Consider the following 18340-nt stretch of genomic DNA (forward strand, 5'->3'; position numbering starts at 1 on the left):
AGCCCCTCCATATCCTATTATTATTCTTCTTATTAAGATACAGCTTAGCTCATATTTCACCAACTATCAATATTAAGTTTCCAATGTAAACTAATACGTTAAATACTACTTTACCTGACTGAACCTCCGTGTTAAATGCCACTTCCAGTCAGTCACCATGTTCTCATGCGCAGCCTGTCCTTGTAATATTTCTATCTCAGAACTCTCGCTCGGATATTCCCAGGTATATTAATACTTGTAAAGAAGCAAATAATCTTTTAATATAAATACTCGTAGGAAACACAGTGCATGTTTGTAGAAACATGGTAGTCGACGAAAATAATAAATGGGTAATAAAACAGCCTAAGAGTTACGCGGGGGATAGATTTAAAGATTATCCAACACCGGTTTTCCTTATAAGAAAAGTTTCCCGGTGTTTTTATTTTTATAATACATTTATATTATAAAACCTTAAGAATTTATCGATAAAGACGATTATACATAAGTAGAACTAATAGAAATGTGAGGGAATGATATGAACGAAGAAACATTAGTATTTGGTAAAGGCATTAAAATTTGGAGCATCATTTGTATTATTTTAAGTGTATTTACTTTAATTGTTAATTGTGTAGCAGGTTTATTTGATTTGGCTGTTGTAGGAGCCTTTGTTATTGCAGCCTATATTCTTTTATTGGTTAAAAAAAGAAAGATTGCTTTTTATGCCATTGTAATTTGTATAATAATTACCATGATTCTGAATGTAGCAATACATCATGTGGGTATTATTTTGGCGTTATCCGGTTTTATTAATCCTATCATTACATTTGCTTTTCTATCGAAATATTGGAAGCAGATGAATTAGGTAAGACGGTGCTAGGACCTTCGTCCTGACACCGTCTTTTACAGTCTGATACAGCATAAGCTGTTACTCCTTTATTCAATATGTCTTTTTTTGTACCACCATATTACCACCACTAAGCATATGGCAAGACCTGCTAATGCAGGAATAATAACCTTCGCTCCAGACGCTCCGCCTTCCGCAACACTCCAGATTATCTTACCAAAGGCAATTCCGATCAGCACACCGATACCAGCTTTTATATTACGCTTCCATAAACCCCATATTAACAATCCCATTGAAACAGGTACGATACTGGTAACTATAATTTTTGCTGCCGTCCAGTTCTCTGTAAGATATTCCCGCTCCATTGCCAGGAGCTCTCCTACTTTCGGATCAATCGCACCAGGTCTGGGAAACCAGAACATACTGGTTAACAACAAAAAGATTGTTGCGCTTATTCCGGTTGCATTTCTTATAAAAGCAAAATAGCATAACGGAATCATAAAGATAGGCCGTATATACCAGCTCAGAATATTTTGATGTCTTGAAAATGCCCATTCAAAGAAAACTGAATCGGTTGCCATCAGGAATACAAAGGCTACAGATAATACTGCAAATAGCAACGCTGTGTTTTTATCTAAACTCTTCATTATTTCACCGTTCCTTTCATATTCATTCCATCTACAGATACATTAAGAGAAATACCATGATTAATGTCATGACAATCAGTGCCTTACGATATGCGGGTTCACAGGCTTTTCCAAAAATTGTACCAATCACAGGTACCTTCTTCAGTAATTTAACAAGCACCAATGAAATTATGATTGTTACAGAAGCTGAAAATACCCCTTTTGCAATAGCAGAAAAAACTACAAATGAAACTACATATTGAATTACAGTAACAACAGCATAATGAATCACATAAATACCCATGGCTTCATCTGCCAGCACATTCATGATTATACTATTTCCTTTTATATAGGAAGTAAATAAACTCATAAATCCATAAAGAGAAAGCAGACTGATAACTACAATCATACTTTGTTCAACAATTAAGACAATGCTTTTAAACAGACCATCTGACATTGTTTCCCCGAAAACATGTATCACAATATTTAAACCTGTAAAACCAAAGGAAAGCAAAAGAAAAATCCACCATTTATTACGGAATTTATCATGATATAAAAAACTATTTTTCATTCCATACATACCGATTACATTTCCAGCTGCAAAGTATAAAAAATACAACAGGATTCGTGAGACCTGCATATTAAATGGTTTAATCAGTGTTGCAAAACCTCCCTCTGCAATATTACGTAACGGAAGGAATAGAATTAAGCCAGCTGCCAGCATAATAATTGTAAAACGATAAGCATTCGCTACATACTTTTCCTGATTAACTCTAAAATCAAGGTTCATTAATCGCTTTGATCGCTCATATAATACCAGGATGATGGAAAACAGAAAAAGTACCCACAAAAACCAAAGATGATTCGCTTCCGTTCTTCCAAAATTCTCGACCAGATACCGAATATATCCAGTCATTGAAAATACAGTGTTTTCCCTTTTAATAAAACTAAAATAATGTGCAACCGGATTAATGAATAATGTTCCAAAGGCAAATGGCAGCATGAGCCGCAGCAATCGTTCCTCCAGATATTCAACCGCGCCCTTCTTTAACAGAGCCTTATAAGAAAACAGCCCTGATACAAAGAAAAAGGAAAACATAAAAAAGGAATCATTATACAGCGCAATAAGAACAAACCCTGCAAATTTGTCACTGTCAGTTATCAACACTCCAGATCCCGTAATACTATAAGCTAATGTGGCATGATGCCAGACTACAAGCAACATTAAAAAGGCTCTGAAATAATCAATACTCCTGTCTCTATTAACATTCATTTTCTCTATCAATAAAATTCATTGTTAACTGCATCACCTGTTCTATACACGCTTTATCATTGGTGTAATTGCCAGAATAGATCATCTGGCAGTTTTCATCGAAATACTTACCTGTGACATGTTTTAATGCAGGATCCGTTGCCAGATAAGTATAAGTTTCTGCCATACGATCAGGCTCAATTGCTTTCTTACTCTTTATACTGTAAGCAAATCTCTGAAATGCAGATATATCGGGATGACGACTTAAGTCCACTCTTACTGCCGTAACTCTGATGGAATTGACCGATATTTTCTTTTCCTTCCATTGATCCGAAAGCCAATACGTAAACATAATCTGAGCCAGTTTTGACTGATAATATGCTTTTGCTACAGAAAATTTTCTTCTCCGGAATTCCGGATCCTCTATATTAACTTTTAAACCAGGCATTGCCAACAGACCTTTTGAGGCAATGGTAATAATGCGTCCGTCGTCACTCTTTTCCATCATATCCTGGAGCTGCTGCGTTAAATATACAGGTCCGATATGATTGGTCATCCAGACCGTTTCATAGCCTTCTGATGTGTATTGTGCTTTCTTTTGAGATATATCAAAAATTGCTGCATTATGAATCAATACATCGATATGATCAAAATGATCATACAGATAGTCGGAGCAATCACGAACAGACTGAAAGAGACTCATATCCACTGTTACCAAGCTAATTGCATCAGACTGGCTTCTTTCTTTGATATACGCAAGAGCCGCTTCGCCTCTGAATAAATTTCTGCAGCCAATTATTACACGAAACCCCTGTTTTGCTATCTGTATGGCTGCTTCTCTGCCTATCCCGGCATTCCCTCCAGTAATCAAACATATTTTCTCCATATAATCACCTCACTGAATCATTGAACCGGCTCAATAGACCACGTGGTCTATGTATTAAATATAACACTGTCACATCGCGCTGTCAACTAATTTTACTCTGTCTGAAAATTATACTGTGGAACAAATGCCATATTTATGCCTGTTAATCCATTTATTCTGTGATATAATCGAATCACTTACTAATATCATTGGAGGTAACTATGAATCCGAAGACTTTTGAACGGAAAGATCAGCTGATGGCTGCAGCACTTGAAGAGTTTACAGATAAGGATTATGAGAAAGCTTCTTTAAATACAATTATTAAAAATGCCAAACTCAGCAAAGGTGTTTTCTATTATCATTTTCAAAACAAGGAATCACTCTATCTCGCTCTTCTTGAGGACTCTTTCACAAAAAAATGGCAGTATATAAAGTCGCATACAGATAACGAGAATTTTTATACTCAGGATATTTTCGACAGATTTATCTCTCAGGCAAAAGCAAGCATGAGATTCGCCAAAGAGTACCCTCAGTATTATAAATTAGGACGGATGTTTCAGAAAGAAAAAGGGAACCCCATCTATAGGACAGTATTGAAGCATATTGAGTCGTCTGATCCGGATATTCTGGATGAAATGATTAAAAAGGCTTACCAAAAAGGCGAAATTAACAACCAATATCCCGTTGAATTTACAATCAAATTAATGCATCATTTATTTCTGGAATTTGAAACCATTTTTTTTCAGGACATGGATCACGATTTACAGGATATTACAGATATACTGGAAAAATATGTATTATTTATGCGGCATGGACTGACTCCATAGAAATCTTGGTATTTTTTTTATTGACATTTCATTTATTATGTGATAAACTAAGCAAGTATTTTAATAAAGTTTTGATTTCGCATATATTTGTAAGTCATTATTCTATTGATGGTTTACAAGTATATGCGATTTTTAGTTTTAAGCAGAATACAGAATAATTATTTAAGGAGGTATCTTTTCATGAAAAAAGGTACAGTAAAATGGTTTAACGCACAAAAGGGTTTTGGTTTCATCTGTGATGAAGAAGGCAACGATATTTTCGTTCATTTCTCTGGTCTTGCTATGGAAGGTTTCAAGTCTTTAGAGGACGGACAGTCTGTTGTTTTCGAAACAATCGATGGTAACCGCGGTCTTCAGGCTGTAAATGTTCACGTCGCTTAATTTCATACAGATATAGCAGCCGTCTGTATTATAAAAAGTCAGAGATATTTTTATTTGTTACAGCTAAGCCAGCAGGGTTTATTTTATATTCCCTGCTGGCTCAAACTATTTGTTCATAAATTAAATTATATTAATTATTAAATATACCGCTAATTTAAAAATTAATTACATCCACAATCATCATAATAATCATTGTCAAAATTATTATGGCACCGAGGATCATTACATCCAGCTCTATAACCAGCCCAGTAAGCTCTTCTTACTTCCTCTGAGCAGTCTACTTCATCATTGTCATTACCGTTGCAATTCCAATTACAGTTGTTGCTGCATCTGTTTCCACAACCCCAAAAGCATCCCATGTTTCATACCCCCTTTATATACTGTAATGTATTATATGGTGCATTAAGACAAGATGTGAATCGGTGGGTTTATTCGATTGGTAAGGCTGTCGTGAGACATTTCCGCTTGTTCACACAATATAAGAACATGCATATATTACTATTACAGAACAAGATATCAAAACAATAACGGAAGTTTCAAATACGAGCGCAAACTGCCGCATAACCGCCTTACCAATGTTAAACAACTCATTTTTCCGCGCTGTCAGATATTGTATTTCCGGTTGATGATGATGAGTTCTGTAAACTGCCCGATCATAAGTATGAAACCTCAGCAGGGCGAAGACCAACGCATCCTGGTTTTCGCCCTTTTTACTATTCTGGTCTTCTTTTGGTATTCGGTCCCATACCTTCCCTGCGGGAATTATGGGTCTGATTCTGATTCTCAATTTTCCCTTTTTCTTCCGGATTATGATTCACAGAATTGGTTTTTCTCGTATTATCCTTTGACATTCATCTCACCTCATCCCTAATATGTCAGCAGCATTTGATTTTTATACGGTTTTGATTAAAATGCATAATTAATTCCACCTGGTACATTCTAATTATGAGGTGATAAAAATGTCATATATAGCTCCTGCAGTCCAGGCAAAATTTGAAACGCTCTCCGTTGATTTAAAAAACGAGATCCTGGAACGAAATGTGCAGATTAACACCATTCACGATCTCATCCGCGTTCTGGAGGAAATCGTAAATGAAGGGAGCTAATCCCTTCACTGGCAGCCACAGACCGCAATGGCCTGTGGCTGTTTACTGTCTAAGAAAGAAGCAAAAATAAGGGCCGCCCCCTGAGGTACGACCCATGAAAAAATTATTTTCAATTATCTGCAGCTTCTGAAAGAAGAAAACTGACCGAAATTACAGTTGCTTCTGGAATTGTAAGTTGCGCCTTTTTGACCGCTATTGCTGCAGTTAGAGCTATTTCCATTGCTGCATCCATATTGGCTTAACAGACTGTTTAAAGACTGACCATAGCAGTATGAATTATAGCAGTCAGATGATGAATAACAGTTTGGTAAAGATCTGGAACAGGTTGCTGCCTGTGCGGTCATTGGGACACCTGCTACGGTTAATACAGTTGCTGCTGCTAAAACAAGTGCTGGTAATTTTCTCATGGTAATATCCTCCTTATATGTTACATAATTGTTACATTTCTTTTACAAAATGTATCATAACATACATAAATTGGAATTACACTAGGAGAAAATTGGCAATTATCCTATGTTTTCCAGTTTGTATTCTTCGACTGCAAGTTTCAGTGCGCCCATAATTCCCTGGTTGTCATTCAGGCTCGGTAAAACAATATAATGCTCCATATCCTCAAGCTCTTTTGTCTTGATATAACCGCCCAGCTGACGTGCTACTTCTTCTCTTACCAACGGCAACAAATGTTCCTGGTGCATGACACCGCCCCCAAGTATAATACGCTGGGGAGACAATACCATGATATAATCCACAAGCGCCTGAGCAATATAGTAAGCCTCCAGCTCCCATACTTCTTTTCTGTCTGCCAGCTGTGCCCCCTTCATTCCCCATCTTGCCTCAATAGCAGGTCCTGCTGCCATTCCTTCCAGACAGTTATTGTGATATGGACACGTTCCCTCAAAGGCATCCTCCGGGTGCCTGGAAAGAAGAAGATGTCCACCCTCCGGATGAAGCATACCGTGAAGCAGCTTTCCATTGCTGATAATGCCTGCTCCCACGCCTGTTCCGATGGTGATATACATACTGTTCTCAAGCCCCTTTGTGATACCCCAGGTAGCCTCACCGAGGGCAGAACCATTGACATCGGTATCAAATCCCACCGGCACATTTAAAGCCTCTTTAAATGTGCCCACAATATCGAAATTCAGCCATGCAAGCTTTGGCGTTGTGGTGATGTAGCCATACGTATCTGAATTTCTATTAAGATCAACAGGACCGAAACAGCCGATCCCCAGTGCTTCGATTTCCTTATTCAAAAAATATGCAATCAACTTGGGCATGGTAATCTCAGGTGTTTCCGTTGGTATGGAAACACGTTCAAAAATCTCGCCGTTCTCATTGCCAATAGCACAAACCATCTTTGTGCCTCCTGCTTCTAATGCACCCAATCTCATAGCTTCTCCTCCTTTATTCCGGATTGGAGCAGATGACGGACATCGTTCCCTCAAATCTGCACTCTCCGCTCTTTGCCGGTATAATAAAATTCTGCCCTGCTTCCAATGGTATTCCATTGATGCAGCCTTTGCCGCTTATTACACTGACATTGGTAAAATACCTGGAAAATTCTTTTGTAAACACCCCTTCAATCTCATACTTGTCTACAGAATAATACTTACAGGTTATTAAATGCGTATGCTCAGCTCCGGATAGTTTCTCTGTAACAGTTGCTACTTCAGTATCTTTAAATGGTGCCCTGATCGTAGCAATACTCTGTTCCACATGAAGCTGCCTTGGTTTTCCGCCTGACAGGCGGTCATAATCATAAACACGATACGTGATATCACTGCTCTGCTGAGTCTCAAGGATTAAGGTTCCACCTTTGATTGCGTGAACACAGCCAGGATTAATCTGGAAAAAATCGCCTTTCTTTATGGGGACTGTCCGGATAAACTCCGACCACTGACGGTTTCTTATCATGAATTCCATCTCATCCCGGTCTTTGGCATGATGGCCGATGACAATTTCAGTACCTGGCTCACAGTCCAGAATATACCAGCATTCAGTCTTTCCCAACGAGCCATTCTCGTGAATTTTCGCATAGCTGTCATCTGGGTGTACCTGAATGCTTAAATCATTCTTTGCATCAATGATCTTTACCAGAAGAGGAAACTCGTCCCCCGGATAAAAACCAAAAAAATCCGGTTTATCCTTCCATAAACTACTTAAAAGTTTACCGTCAAAGATGCCGCCGGCAATCCGGCATTTACCATTATTATGAGCACTTACTGCCCAGCATTCTCCTGTAGTTTCGCTTGGTATATCATATCCGAATACCTCCCGCAGCTTAATACCGCCCCAGATGGCTTCCTTAAAAACCGGTTCCAGAAATAAAAACTCCATCGCTCTTCCTCCTTATGTGTCAACCCTGTATGCTTACTTCCTATATTTTACATGAATATCAGGAAAAGGAAAAGAGGTAATTGAAGTTACAGAGAATCTTTTCCATATACCTGGATCTGGGTAAGTGCCGGGAATGGGGAGGGATCATCTGCTTTTATTAAATGACTCAGTTTCAGCCAGGTAATATTTTTCTTTTCCAATGAAAATACATGTGGTTTTACGCTCTTTTCCATTTTCACAACCTCTTTCGTTCCGTCCGAGAATGTGATGGTTGCCTCCACCCACCAGTTATCGTGAGGAAAGTCAGCCCGTGTATATAATACAATCCGGTCAAATTCCACTCTGCGTCCAAAATCCAGGGTGATTTCCGCATCAGCCTGGCGGTTGATACCCCAGGACTCGTAAGGCCATTCTCCATGGGATTCATTGGCAATAACTCCGTCTATGGCATTACGTGCCGCAAATACAGCCTCACCTCTTGTTTCCACATTCGCATAGGCATGTGGATAGCAGCCGGTATCACCATGCTGGTCCATCACATTAACAGCCAGGTTACGGTATTTTAATATCTCCCACTCTTTTGCTTTTCGAATGGTAAGATAATGCCTTGTACCGGTAAATGCCCTGGGATTGTAAGAAACCTTTTTATCACCAAATGGGATGGTAAAAATCACCTCCGGCTTTGTCAGATAAACAAAGGATTCATCCATACAGTCATCGATCCTGATTACGTAGTGGCCACCCGGCTGATCTGTACTGCAGACAATAAGATCGCCTTCCTCGTAGATGCCTTCATACACCAGAACCGCCTGATCTTCTCCTGATGCAACAGCCTTTATGGTATCACTGGATCCCTTTACAGTTATGGATACATTTGTCATCATTCGTCCTCCTGCTCTTCCTGTTCAAAATAGTTTTTATACTCTACTTCAATCTGGTGCTTCATGCGCTTCATACTGTAAGTTAAATGCTCTCTGAGGGATTGCTCCAGACCTTCAATATCCTTTTTTTCCAGTAATTCAAAAAGCTCCGTATGTTCTCTTATAATTCTTGTAAAATCTGTTTCCGTCACAAAATCCAACATACGGAATCTGGTATAATGCAGCTGTTGTGCCTGTATCATATCCCAAAGCTTTCTTTTTCCAGTCGCCCTGTACCAGATTGCATGCATCTGAGCATCCATGCGGTAAAACTGCTCCGGTTCGAATCCTTTCTCCAGGATGAGTGCCTGCTGCTTTCGAATCATATACCGGACATCTTCCATCCATAATGGAGTGGCCATATTGGCAAAATCACGCATAACCATGGTTTCTACAGCAACACGCATATAAATCATCTGTTTAATGGTGTCCAGATTAAGAAGCGTGACCTGCGTACCGGAATAAGGTACGGAAATGACAAACCCCTGTTCCTGCAGCTTTCTTACCGCTTCTCTTACAGGGGTCCGCGATACACCAAACCGCTCGCAGATCTCACTCTCGCTTATGATCTGACCAGGCTTTAATTCCAGATCCAGAATTTCCTGTTTTAACGTTTCAAATACCAATTCGCCACGGTTTCTATAGGTCTTGGTTTTTCCTTCCATGGAACCCTCTCCATCCTCTAAATTTACAAATATAAAAGATGCCATGACTCCCGCCTTTTAAGGGCGGGCATCATGGCCATGTTTATCCCATCCGGGACTTCCCTGTAAGGGCATACAATTACTGTGGCTGTTTACCAATGTAAGCTAAAATACCGCCGTCAACATAGAGAATATGTCCATTGACAAAGTTTGAAGCGTCAGAAGAAAGGAATACTGCAGGACCTGCAAGATCCTCAGCCTCACCCCAGCGTCCTGCCGGTGTCTTAGCAATAATGAACTGGTCAAACGGATGTCTGGAACCATCTGCCTGAACCTCGCGCAGAGGTGCAGTCTGTGGTGTGGCAATATATCCTGGTCCGATACCGTTACACTGGATGTTAAATTCGCCATACTCAGAAGCAATGTTCTTTGTCAGCATCTTCAATCCGCCCTTAGCAGCTGCATAAGCAGATACAGTTTCACGGCCAAGTTCAGACATCATGGAGCAAATGTTAATGATCTTTCCGTGTCCTTTTTTAATCATTGATGGGATCACTGCTTTTGCTACGATAAACGGTGCATTTAAATCGACATCAATTACCTGTCTGAACTGTTCTGCTGTCATATCACACATAGGAATACGCTTAATGATACCTGCGTTATTTACCAGGATGTCGATCACGCCTACTTCCTTTTCAATCTGTGCAACCATGGCATTCACGCCTTCTTCACTGGTTACATCACATACATATCCGTGAGCAGTAATGCCTTCTTCCTTGTAAGCTGCAATACCTTTGTCCACTAATTCCTGCTTAATATCATTAAAAACAATGGTAGCACCAGCTGCTGCAAGAGACTTTGCAATGGCAAAGCCAATACCATAAGAAGCGCCTGTTACAAGTGCTACTTTTCCTTCAAGAGCAAACTGCTTTGTAAAGTTATCCATAATCGTGATTCTCCTTTGCTTTTATTTGGGTCAGTTATTTCGTCATTAGATAATTGGTTTGTATTCAAACATAAAAGTTTGTATACAAATTCAATGACTTGTATTTATGCTAACATAGTGTAAATATTTTTTCAATATACATATTAGACAAAGTGGACTATTTTTATTTAGTTATAATTTTCCAAATACTGGGGTTACCCATAAATAAAAAAGTTCCGGTCTTCATTAAATGAAAATCGGAACTTTTTTATAATGCATTATTTGCAACCGCAGCTTGAATCTGTAGTCCCCATGACGGAGGAGCCATAGGTTCTTCCACATCCGTTTGCACTCCAGAATCCATCACGGAATCCGGTTTCATAACCATCTTTAAAACCACATGCATACCCCTGGCGATAGCACATATTCATGCTGCCATTTCCGGTTGTCGCATCGCTGACATCGCTGCATTTGTTGTTGCAGCTGGTATTACAATTATTCGCATTACTATTTCCACTCGGGCAATTACAATTACAATTACATCCATTATTCCAACTCATTTTTATATACTCCTAATTAATCAGTTCGTAGTATATCTTATGCCCTTAGCTTTCATTTGTGAGTTAAAATAAGAAAAATCCTTATTCCAGAGTCATCATTTTTCTGTTCTTAAACTCCTCAGCCCTGCCTTCATTCCAGTCACTTACCGGGCGGTAGTAACCGGCAATTCTGCTGTAAATATCTGTCTGACTCCCGCAGTTGGAACAGATCTCATGCTTTCCGGGCAGATAACCGCAGTTCTGGCAGACAGAATAAACTGGAGTAAATGTAAAATAAGGGATTTTATACTGGTCTGTCATATTCTTTAATGCATCTCTGACAGTCCTGTAATCATCTTCCTCCTTTTCCATATAGACAGAGAATACTGTACCCGCCGTATAGAGCGGCTGTACCTTATTCTGATTATTCAAAGCATCCGAAAGACTTCCGCCCCAGTCCGCTGCGAGCTTAGTACTGTTGGTGTAATAAGGGGTTCTGGAATTTTTACTTGCAGTTATGATTTCCGGAAACTCTTCCCGGTCAATCAAAGCAAGCCGGTATGTCGCTGATTCTGCGGGCGTTGCTTCAAGACTGAACAGGCTTTTATACTGCATCTGGTACCCAATCAGTTTTTCCTTTAAATGTCCCATCACCTGTACTGCAAAGGCCTGGGTCTTCTCCGATTCCATACCCGCGCCCAGCCAGCACGCATTATTCCCCGCCTCATTCATACCTACAATACCAATTGATGAGAAATGATTAGTGAAGTTTTCCAGATAACATACTGTATAAGGGTAAAGACCGTTATCCAGGAGTCTGGAAATAACCTTTCGCTTAATATCAAGAGACCTGGCTGCCAGGTCTGCAATCCGGTCCAGGCGGCGGTAAAAATCAGCTTCGTCAGAAGCTGAATATGCTATTCTGGGAAGATTAAGAGTAACCACTCCAATGGAACCGGTATGCTCCCCATATCCGAAAAAACCACCTGCCTTATTACGCAGTTTCGTTAAATCCGGGACATTGCCTGAAATATAAGCCCGTACATCTCCCTGGAAAAGATTACCATTTACATAATTAGAAAAGTAGGGAGTGCCATAATGGGATGCCAGTGTAAATAATAGACGGTTTCTTTCCGAATCAGACCAGTCAAACGCTTCTGATATTGATAAAACGGGAATCGGATACTGAAATCCCATTCCTCCGGCATCTCCCTCCAGCATCGTTTCTAAAAAAGCACGGTTTATCATATCCATCTCCGCCTGGCAGTCTCCATAGGTAAAATCCATATATCTACCGCCTGCAATGGCTTTTTGGGATTTCATATCCTCCGGCACGGTTAAATCAAGGGAGATATGGGAAAATGGAGCCTGCGTTCCCCAGCGGCTTGGAGTATTAACTCCAAATACAAAGGCTTCCATGCATTTTTTCACTTTGTCATAAGTCAGTCCATCTGTTCTCACAAAGGGAGCCAGATATGTATCAAAGGATGAAAACGACTGGGAAGCCGCCCACTCATTCTGCATGATACCGAGAAAATTCACCATCTGATTACACAGCGTCGCCAAATGCTTCGCTGGTGAAGCTGTTATCTTTCCACTGATTCCTCCCAGACCGTCAAGAAGAAGCCTCTTTAATGACCATCCGCAGCTGTAACCGGTCAGCATGGAAAGATCATGGATATGTATCTCTCCATGATTATGCGCGTCTGCAATCTCCTTGTCATAGATTTCTGAAAGCCAGTAATTTGTAGTAACCGCTCCGGAATTATTCAGGATAAGACCGCCTACGGAATAGGTAACCGTGGAGTTTTCTTTCACATGCCAGTTCTCGACTTTCACATATTGGTCCACAACATCCTTATAATCCAGTGTAGTGCTGCCTAAGTTTCTTATCTTTTCCCTCTGTTTCCGGTAAAGGATGTAAGCTTTTGCCACTTCTATATAGCCTGTTTCCTCCAGAACCTTTTCCACACTGTCCTGGATATCTTCCACAGGGATGCTCTCTGTCTGGACCTTATTCTTAAAATCTGAAGCGACTCTTAAAGCCAGAAGTTCTACGATGCTGTCAGTATAATACTTGCCAGTGGCTTCAAAGGCTTTTTTAATCGCCGCCTCGATCTTGGATAATTCAAATCCAGTGACCGTTCCATCCCTTTTTACTACATTTAACACGCCCATACACACCCCTTTTATTCGTTTACCTGATAAATCAGGATACGGTCTCTGCTTTTTAATTCCTGCTGGAAATATCCGCTTTCTCCATTTACTTCCAATACTACCCGTCCTGTAAGATTCTTAAAATCAAGACCGGAATATTCCAGCATATCCATCAGATAATAGGGACGCTGGTCCGCTTTCACAGGGAGTGTAATTGGTTTGTCGTTTAAGAAAAATGTGATTTTCCCATCGCTTTTATGGAAGGCAGTTTCCGGTTGAACGGAGTCCTGTGGATGCCGCTGATCAAGCTTTATGCCTGTGGATACCATCTGAGCCGGAGGAATTAGAATTCCAGGTACATTCTGAGGTGCAGGAGCGGGCTCATCAAACTGCTCCTGCTCTTCATCCGTGTTATCAAATAAAACCTGCTCCGCCAGATCTTCTTTCGCCTGAACAGTTTCTATTATAATACTATCACCGGTTTTTAACGAAACCTCCTCCTTTGCCTCGATTCCATTAACCAGAATCTTCTTTCCAGATCCTGGTTTTTCGATATCAGAAAGCATGGCAGAGGCGCTTTTTCCGTGACTGGCAGGAACAAACACAATCCAGTCCTCCGCACTTACCTGATCAGAAAGCTGTGCTTCCTCTCCATTTAGCGTGAGAACAGATGGTTCCGCCTTCTCTCCGTAAAAAACAGTTCGTTTTCCATTTACACTGACAACCAGATTCTGACCGGAACGACCGATCATATCCTGGTAGTTATAACCGTTCATCATTAATACATCCATAACTGTAAAGGTCCCGCCGCGGAAAAGCTTTGCAGGCCGGTCATTTAAAATAACCCGGAAACCATCATTGACAATATTAAATCCAGCAGAAATAACAATTCCTAAAGGGGTGGCATACTCCGGATTCTCCAGATCATATTCATCAGAATAAGCATTGATTTTAAAATTATTGCCTGCAATTGCAACACGCTTGGCATCAATTTTTAAATGTTCCACGATTCCCTCTTTCAGTCCGGACAGCCTGCTGCCGCCGCCTGCCAGAAAAACTGCCGACGGCATACCGCCGTTAACCTCCAGAATCTTTTCAGAAATCTCCTGGCAAAGTCTGTAAGAAGCCTCTTTGATACTGCCAAAGACTGCTTCCCTGGTAATTGTCTGCTCAAATCCGAGAATATCCGTAAACTTCAGTTCTTCTGCTTCATCGATCCGGGACTTAATTTTTTCCGCAGTTGTGAAGTCCACCAGGTATTCTTTCATAATTGATTCCGTAATCTCATCTCCTGCAAGTATCGCCATGGTATAACCGGTTACGCTCCCATCCCGGCAAACAGCAATATCTGAGGTACCCGCACCGATATCTACCATAGCCAGGTTTAACAGGCGGATATTCTGCGGAATTGCCGCATTAATAGCTGCAATTGGCTCCAAAGTAAGACTCGCCACTTCCAGACCGATCTTATGCATGGCTGCATAAAGGCTTTCAACAACCTCAGTGGGAAGAAAAGTTGCAATAATATCTGCCTTCAAGACCCTTCCGTGGTGTTCAAGTAAATTGGAAATCATGTAATTATCCAAAAAATATCTGCTTACAGTATAGCCAACCAGATAAAACTGACGCTCATTATCCCGGCCTTCTCGGTTCATGAACTGCTTTTCCGCCTCGCTGATGGCTCCTGCTTCCAGTCTGCTGACGGATTCTGCATCAATTTTTTGTGCTCTGGCAAGCTCCATCTCAAAGGTTACACTTTCTGTTCTCAGTGCTCTTCCTGCTGCTGCCACACAAACCTTTACCAGTTTGCAGCCCAGCTTTTTTTCCAATCTTTCCTTTACCTGTCCGGCAATTTTTGCAACCTGATCAATATCCTCAATCTGCCCGTCAATCATTGCCCGCTTGGTATGCTCGGCCCTCTCTATGGCAACGATATGTATTCTGTCTCCATCCGGAATCCCTACCATACCAATGATGCTTCTGGTTCCAATATCCAGAGCGAAAATAGCCTGATCCGGAAGTGTATCTGTCAAAATGCTATTTCTGTTATCCATAAATAACGCCCCATCCTCTTTCCTATTTGTCTTTTATTTTACTAGTATAAGAGGACTCCGTCAATCGAATAAAGGAAACTTTTGTTGAAAAAGAAAGATTTTTGATACAAAACATTTGGTCTATATATGTAAAACGGTGGATTTGTTACCGATTAAAAGTTAATTTTTAAATATTAACCATCGGCTTAATTTCGGTTTCATTATTGGTTCACCAGCTCATAAAACGGGTGATACAATCCTGTTGGTTTATAAAGCACCGTGCCAGTCAATTGGAATCCCAATTTTGTTATCAACTTCTCTGATGCCTTATTTTGTGGGTGATGGCCTGCATACAGCTTGTCAGCTTTTAAGACACGAAAACTGTAATCTATAGCGGACTTAGCAGCCTCTAAGGCATACCCCTGTCCCCAATATTTTTTCCGCAGGTGAAAACCCAGTTCAAAGGAATGTGATTCGGATTTAAACGGGCGTATGCCGCAGCAGCCGATGAGTTCGCCCGTTGACAGTTCAAATAACGGCCAGTATTGTAAATGATACATTTCGTTATTATGGAGCTCCGTATTCAGACGGTCGGAAATATCCTTCCCGGAAAATGTCCCACTGGAGCAAATGTACTTCGTTACTTCACTTTCTCCCCATAGCTGAGTTGCCAGATCCAAATCCGAAGCAGCCCAGACCGAAAAACCTATTCTTTTTGTTTTTATAAAATATTCCCGCATCTTTCCTCTCCTTTGTAAGCAAGTGATCTACTATATTCTCTGATCTTGTCCCGTTTCACAGACTCTTCACAAATCTATCAAAATCCCTTCACATTTCCACAGTATAGTAGTAAATGTTAAGAGGTTAACATTTAAATAAAACTTTTTTTCATACAGCCGGCAGGACCCCCCTCTTGCCGGCTTCCTCCCTTTTGTAGGCTAACGCTATTATTTTATTCAGGAAAGCAACGAAATACAATCAAATTATTATCTGGATCTAAAAAGCTCATGTTTTTTGCCCCCCATGGTCTCAAGGTAGGCGGTTCGACAATTTTAACACCAAATGCCTTTAATCTTTTAGATTGAAACTCTATATCCTCTACCGTAAATGCGATGCAGATGTTTTGAGCGTTTGTTTTTCGTTCTGTTCCATCATTGTAAACAGTCAACGTTGTCTCCTCCGAGATGATAAACTGATGAATTTTATCATTACTCCCATTATCAATATCAAATAGCATCTTATAAAAATTTGACAGCCGGATAACATCATTCGTAAATAAACATACTTCCCCAATCTTCACACGCCCGTCCCCTCTCTTTTCACACACTCTTCACAGAACTATCAAAATCCCATCACACTTTTCCAGTATATTAAATACTGTAAAGAGGTCAATAACCTTTTAAATAATACTTTTTTTCATACAGCCGGCATGATCACCCCATCTTGCCGGCTTCCTCCATTTTATGGGCATTTAATTTTACAATAAATGCCGTCGTGCTTATTTTATCTCACTATCACCAGACGTCTCATCGACTTCTGATTCAAGTTTTTTCACTCTCTTTTTATAGATGTAAGCAAAAAACGTTAATGCCGCGAAGAACTTTTGTTCCTGCATCTCATCTAAATTATTCTTTTTTTATTCATTATTTTCCTCCTCCCAAAACAATTCATCAAGACTCTTTCCCAATACCCGGCAAATTGCCCGGCATAATTTAATCGTTGGATTGTATTCACCCTGCTCTATGGCATTCATAGTCTGCCGAGAGATGCCTACTTTTTCTGCCAACTGTTTTTGTGTAAGATCCAGTTGGGCACGGGCAACTTTTATTGGAATATTTCGACCCATAGTATTCACCTCCACAGACATATGTTACTATATATAATACAAAATGTCAATTATATATTACTTTTTTGAAATTGTGAGCAATCATTGGCAAAAATTCTACCACATCAGTGACGTTAACTATTTTTATTATAATATCGTATAACGGGGACACTTCTCTTTAAACAGCCAGTACCTCAGCCAATCATCTAGTATAATCCCCACCCCACTAACCCAAAACCATATCAGGCTAAACTGAGGGCAGATCTGTCCCATAATGTTTCCTGTCATGCCGCTGTAGTCCCATACATTCCAACCCAGCCATATATTTACCACACACCCGGTAAGCAGCTCAAGGAATGTGATTATAAGCATTCCAAAAAACATTTGCTTAAAAAGGGATATCTGCCACGGAATCCATTCATTAATCAATCCCAGGACAACAAAACAAATCCCGCCTAACGTAAACATAGTCCAGTGAGAACGACCGCGAAGAATCACCTCCATACCTATGTAGATAAATCCCCCCACTAACCATAAGAATAAATATTTTAAAATCTGTTTCATCATTTTCCTCCTACAGTCATAGACACATATCTATTATCTAAAAAAGCACCGACCCACAAATAGTGAATCGGTGCTCTCTTTCATTATGTCTGGGTAATCATTACCCCTATTTACATTTTGTTTTGATATCAAAGCTGGGATTAAATGCATAAAAGTTTTTACTGTCCAGATTATCCTGTGTGATTCTAAGAGCTTCACCGAATCTCTGGAAATGGACAATTTCACGCATCCTTAAGAACCGGATAGGATCACAGATTTCAGGATCAGTAATTACACGCAAAATGTTGTCGTAAGTACTCCTGGCTTTTTGTTCTGCTGCCATATCTTCTACCAAGTCGGTGATTGGATCCCCTTTGGACTGAAATTCACATGCATTAAACGGAACTCCACCCGCAGATTGAGGCCAGATACCAGTGGTATGGTCAATGTAGTATGGACCAAATCCAGATTCAACTACCTGCTCTGGGGTCAAGTTTCTGGTCAGCTGATGAACTATGGTCGCTACAATTTCAAGGT

At 40.2% G+C, this 18340-nt stretch carries 23 protein-coding genes; 4 read left to right on the plus strand and 19 right to left on the minus strand.

What is annotated here, in order from left to right; all coding sequences use genetic code 11:
• Window positions 1-514: 514 nt before the first annotated feature.
• Window positions 515-841 (plus strand): hypothetical protein, encoded by a 327-nt coding sequence (locus RZO55_RS25635; RefSeq protein ID WP_318067084.1) that lies wholly within the window; start codon window positions 515-517, stop codon window positions 839-841.
• A 71-nt stretch (window positions 842-912) separates the two neighbouring features.
• On the opposite strand, the gene RZO55_RS25640 is transcribed toward RZO55_RS25635, so the two are convergent.
• From RZO55_RS25640 to RZO55_RS25650, 3 genes are read right to left on the minus strand one after another with little or no spacing between them, the layout of a single operon-like run.
• On the minus strand, window positions 913-1470 hold the full coding sequence (locus RZO55_RS25640) for a hypothetical protein (protein ID WP_318067085.1): 558 nt from the start codon (window positions 1468-1470) through the stop codon (window positions 913-915).
• A 31-nt stretch (window positions 1471-1501) separates the two neighbouring features.
• A complete protein-coding gene (locus RZO55_RS25645; protein ID WP_318067086.1) occupies window positions 1502-2722 on the minus strand; it encodes an acyltransferase family protein in 1221 nt (406 codons plus the stop codon).
• Entirely contained in the window at window positions 2712-3587 is an 876-nt protein-coding gene (locus RZO55_RS25650; RefSeq protein ID WP_318067087.1) for an SDR family NAD(P)-dependent oxidoreductase, read from the minus strand. The genes RZO55_RS25645 and RZO55_RS25650 overlap by 11 nt, the downstream gene beginning before the upstream one ends.
• Before the next feature lie 200 nt (window positions 3588-3787).
• Between RZO55_RS25650 and RZO55_RS25655 the strand changes: the two genes are divergently transcribed.
• Window positions 3788-4393, plus strand: a complete 606-nt coding sequence (locus RZO55_RS25655; protein ID WP_318067088.1) for a TetR/AcrR family transcriptional regulator — start codon at window positions 3788-3790, stop codon at window positions 4391-4393.
• Between the two features lie 180 nt (window positions 4394-4573).
• Window positions 4574-4774, plus strand: coding sequence for a cold-shock protein (locus RZO55_RS25660; RefSeq protein WP_097003956.1), 201 nt, complete (start codon window positions 4574-4576; stop codon window positions 4772-4774).
• Window positions 4775-4935: 161 nt separating this feature from the next.
• Here RZO55_RS25660 and RZO55_RS25665 read toward each other — a convergent pair whose 3' ends face one another.
• Entirely contained in the window at window positions 4936-5133 is a 198-nt protein-coding gene (locus tag RZO55_RS25665) for a hypothetical protein (RefSeq protein ID WP_318067089.1), read from the minus strand.
• 354 nt (window positions 5134-5487) lie between these two features.
• On the minus strand, window positions 5488-5625 hold the full coding sequence (locus RZO55_RS25670; RefSeq protein ID WP_318067090.1) for a hypothetical protein: 138 nt from the start codon (window positions 5623-5625) through the stop codon (window positions 5488-5490).
• 108 nt (window positions 5626-5733) lie between these two features.
• On the opposite strand from RZO55_RS25670, the gene RZO55_RS25675 reads away from it, so the two are divergent.
• Window positions 5734-5880 carry a hypothetical protein gene (locus tag RZO55_RS25675; RefSeq protein ID WP_318067091.1) on the plus strand — a complete coding sequence of 49 codons (147 nt, stop codon included), beginning with the start codon at window positions 5734-5736 and terminating at the stop codon, window positions 5878-5880.
• Between the two features lie 113 nt (window positions 5881-5993).
• Here RZO55_RS25675 and RZO55_RS25680 read toward each other — a convergent pair whose 3' ends face one another.
• From RZO55_RS25680 to RZO55_RS25745, 14 genes are all read right to left on the minus strand, one after another.
• Entirely contained in the window at window positions 5994-6287 is a 294-nt protein-coding gene (locus RZO55_RS25680; RefSeq protein WP_318067092.1) for a hypothetical protein, read from the minus strand.
• 99 nt (window positions 6288-6386) lie between these two features.
• Window positions 6387-7271 carry an ROK family protein gene (locus RZO55_RS25685; protein ID WP_318067093.1) on the minus strand — a complete coding sequence of 295 codons (885 nt, stop codon included), beginning with the start codon at window positions 7269-7271 and terminating at the stop codon, window positions 6387-6389.
• A 13-nt stretch (window positions 7272-7284) separates the two neighbouring features.
• Window positions 7285-8217, minus strand: coding sequence for a type I phosphomannose isomerase catalytic subunit (locus tag RZO55_RS25690; protein ID WP_318067094.1), 933 nt, complete (start codon window positions 8215-8217; stop codon window positions 7285-7287).
• Between the two features lie 86 nt (window positions 8218-8303).
• Window positions 8304-9101 (minus strand): DUF7402 domain-containing protein, encoded by a 798-nt coding sequence (locus RZO55_RS25695; RefSeq protein WP_336624365.1) that lies wholly within the window; start codon window positions 9099-9101, stop codon window positions 8304-8306.
• Complete coding sequence (locus RZO55_RS25700) at window positions 9098-9847, minus strand: GntR family transcriptional regulator (protein ID WP_336624366.1); 750 nt, start codon at window positions 9845-9847, stop codon at window positions 9098-9100. Before RZO55_RS25700 ends, RZO55_RS25695 begins: the two co-directional genes overlap by 4 nt.
• Window positions 9848-9920: 73 nt before the next feature.
• Window positions 9921-10727: a gluconate 5-dehydrogenase gene (locus tag RZO55_RS25705; RefSeq protein WP_318067095.1), complete on the minus strand. Its 807-nt coding sequence runs from the start codon at window positions 10725-10727 to the stop codon at window positions 9921-9923.
• 257 nt (window positions 10728-10984) lie between these two features.
• Complete coding sequence (locus RZO55_RS25710) at window positions 10985-11266, minus strand: hypothetical protein (RefSeq protein WP_318067096.1); 282 nt, start codon at window positions 11264-11266, stop codon at window positions 10985-10987.
• Window positions 11267-11347: 81 nt separating this feature from the next.
• Complete coding sequence (locus RZO55_RS25715) at window positions 11348-13423, minus strand: ribonucleoside triphosphate reductase (protein ID WP_369293261.1); 2076 nt, start codon at window positions 13421-13423, stop codon at window positions 11348-11350.
• A gap of 11 nt (window positions 13424-13434) precedes the next feature.
• Complete coding sequence (locus RZO55_RS25720; protein WP_318067097.1) at window positions 13435-15456, minus strand: cell division protein FtsA; 2022 nt, start codon at window positions 15454-15456, stop codon at window positions 13435-13437.
• Window positions 15457-15656: 200 nt separating this feature from the next.
• Complete coding sequence (locus RZO55_RS25725; RefSeq protein WP_318067098.1) at window positions 15657-16175, minus strand: GNAT family N-acetyltransferase; 519 nt, start codon at window positions 16173-16175, stop codon at window positions 15657-15659.
• Between the two features lie 212 nt (window positions 16176-16387).
• Window positions 16388-16735 (minus strand): VOC family protein, encoded by a 348-nt coding sequence (locus RZO55_RS25730; RefSeq protein WP_318067099.1) that lies wholly within the window; start codon window positions 16733-16735, stop codon window positions 16388-16390.
• 336 nt (window positions 16736-17071) lie between these two features.
• The gene (locus tag RZO55_RS25735; protein ID WP_097003946.1) at window positions 17072-17281 is read right to left on the minus strand and encodes a helix-turn-helix transcriptional regulator; all 210 of its coding nucleotides are present in this window, start codon (window positions 17279-17281) and stop codon (window positions 17072-17074) included.
• 126 nt (window positions 17282-17407) lie between these two features.
• Window positions 17408-17827 (minus strand): putative ABC transporter permease, encoded by a 420-nt coding sequence (locus RZO55_RS25740; RefSeq protein ID WP_318067100.1) that lies wholly within the window; start codon window positions 17825-17827, stop codon window positions 17408-17410.
• 103 nt (window positions 17828-17930) lie between these two features.
• Window positions 17931-18340, minus strand: a 410-nt coding sequence (locus RZO55_RS25745) for a manganese catalase family protein (protein ID WP_318067101.1), incomplete at its 5' end; no start/stop codon positions are given.

This window comes from Clostridium boliviensis, assembly GCF_033342255.1.
Taxonomy (GTDB): Bacteria; Bacillota; Clostridia; order Lachnospirales; family Lachnospiraceae; genus Lacrimispora; species Lacrimispora boliviensis.

Bases quoted from the DNA above. Each gene is read 5' to 3' on its own strand.
- RZO55_RS25635 (WP_318067084.1), top strand. From the start codon at position 515: ATGAACGAAGAAACATTAGTATTTGGTAAAGGCATTAAAATTTGGAGC.
- RZO55_RS25640 (WP_318067085.1), bottom strand. From the start codon at position 1,470: ATGAAGAGTTTAGATAAAAACACAGCGTTGCTATTTGCAGTATTATCT.
- RZO55_RS25645 (WP_318067086.1), bottom strand. From the start codon at position 2,722: ATGAATGTTAATAGAGACAGGAGTATTGATTATTTCAGAGCCTTTTTA.
- RZO55_RS25650 (WP_318067087.1), bottom strand. From the start codon at position 3,587: ATGGAGAAAATATGTTTGATTACTGGAGGGAATGCCGGGATAGGCAGA.
- RZO55_RS25655 (WP_318067088.1), top strand. From the start codon at position 3,788: ATGAATCCGAAGACTTTTGAACGGAAAGATCAGCTGATGGCTGCAGCA.
- RZO55_RS25660 (WP_097003956.1), top strand. From the start codon at position 4,574: ATGAAAAAAGGTACAGTAAAATGGTTTAACGCACAAAAGGGTTTTGGT.
- RZO55_RS25665 (WP_318067089.1), bottom strand. From the start codon at position 5,133: ATGGGATGCTTTTGGGGTTGTGGAAACAGATGCAGCAACAACTGTAAT.
- RZO55_RS25670 (WP_318067090.1), bottom strand. From the start codon at position 5,625: ATGTCAAAGGATAATACGAGAAAAACCAATTCTGTGAATCATAATCCG.
- RZO55_RS25675 (WP_318067091.1), top strand. From the start codon at position 5,734: ATGTCATATATAGCTCCTGCAGTCCAGGCAAAATTTGAAACGCTCTCC.
- RZO55_RS25680 (WP_318067092.1), bottom strand. From the start codon at position 6,287: ATGAGAAAATTACCAGCACTTGTTTTAGCAGCAGCAACTGTATTAACC.
- RZO55_RS25685 (WP_318067093.1), bottom strand. From the start codon at position 7,271: ATGAGATTGGGTGCATTAGAAGCAGGAGGCACAAAGATGGTTTGTGCT.
- RZO55_RS25690 (WP_318067094.1), bottom strand. From the start codon at position 8,217: ATGGAGTTTTTATTTCTGGAACCGGTTTTTAAGGAAGCCATCTGGGGC.
- RZO55_RS25695 (WP_336624365.1), bottom strand. From the start codon at position 9,101: ATGATGACAAATGTATCCATAACTGTAAAGGGATCCAGTGATACCATA.
- RZO55_RS25700 (WP_336624366.1), bottom strand. From the start codon at position 9,847: ATGGCATCTTTTATATTTGTAAATTTAGAGGATGGAGAGGGTTCCATG.
- RZO55_RS25705 (WP_318067095.1), bottom strand. From the start codon at position 10,727: ATGGATAACTTTACAAAGCAGTTTGCTCTTGAAGGAAAAGTAGCACTT.
- RZO55_RS25710 (WP_318067096.1), bottom strand. From the start codon at position 11,266: ATGAGTTGGAATAATGGATGTAATTGTAATTGTAATTGCCCGAGTGGA.
- RZO55_RS25715 (WP_369293261.1), bottom strand. From the start codon at position 13,423: ATGGGCGTGTTAAATGTAGTAAAAAGGGATGGAACGGTCACTGGATTT.
- RZO55_RS25720 (WP_318067097.1), bottom strand. From the start codon at position 15,456: ATGGATAACAGAAATAGCATTTTGACAGATACACTTCCGGATCAGGCT.
- RZO55_RS25725 (WP_318067098.1), bottom strand. From the start codon at position 16,175: ATGCGGGAATATTTTATAAAAACAAAAAGAATAGGTTTTTCGGTCTGG.
- RZO55_RS25735 (WP_097003946.1), bottom strand. From the start codon at position 17,281: ATGGGTCGAAATATTCCAATAAAAGTTGCCCGTGCCCAACTGGATCTT.
- RZO55_RS25740 (WP_318067100.1), bottom strand. From the start codon at position 17,827: ATGATGAAACAGATTTTAAAATATTTATTCTTATGGTTAGTGGGGGGA.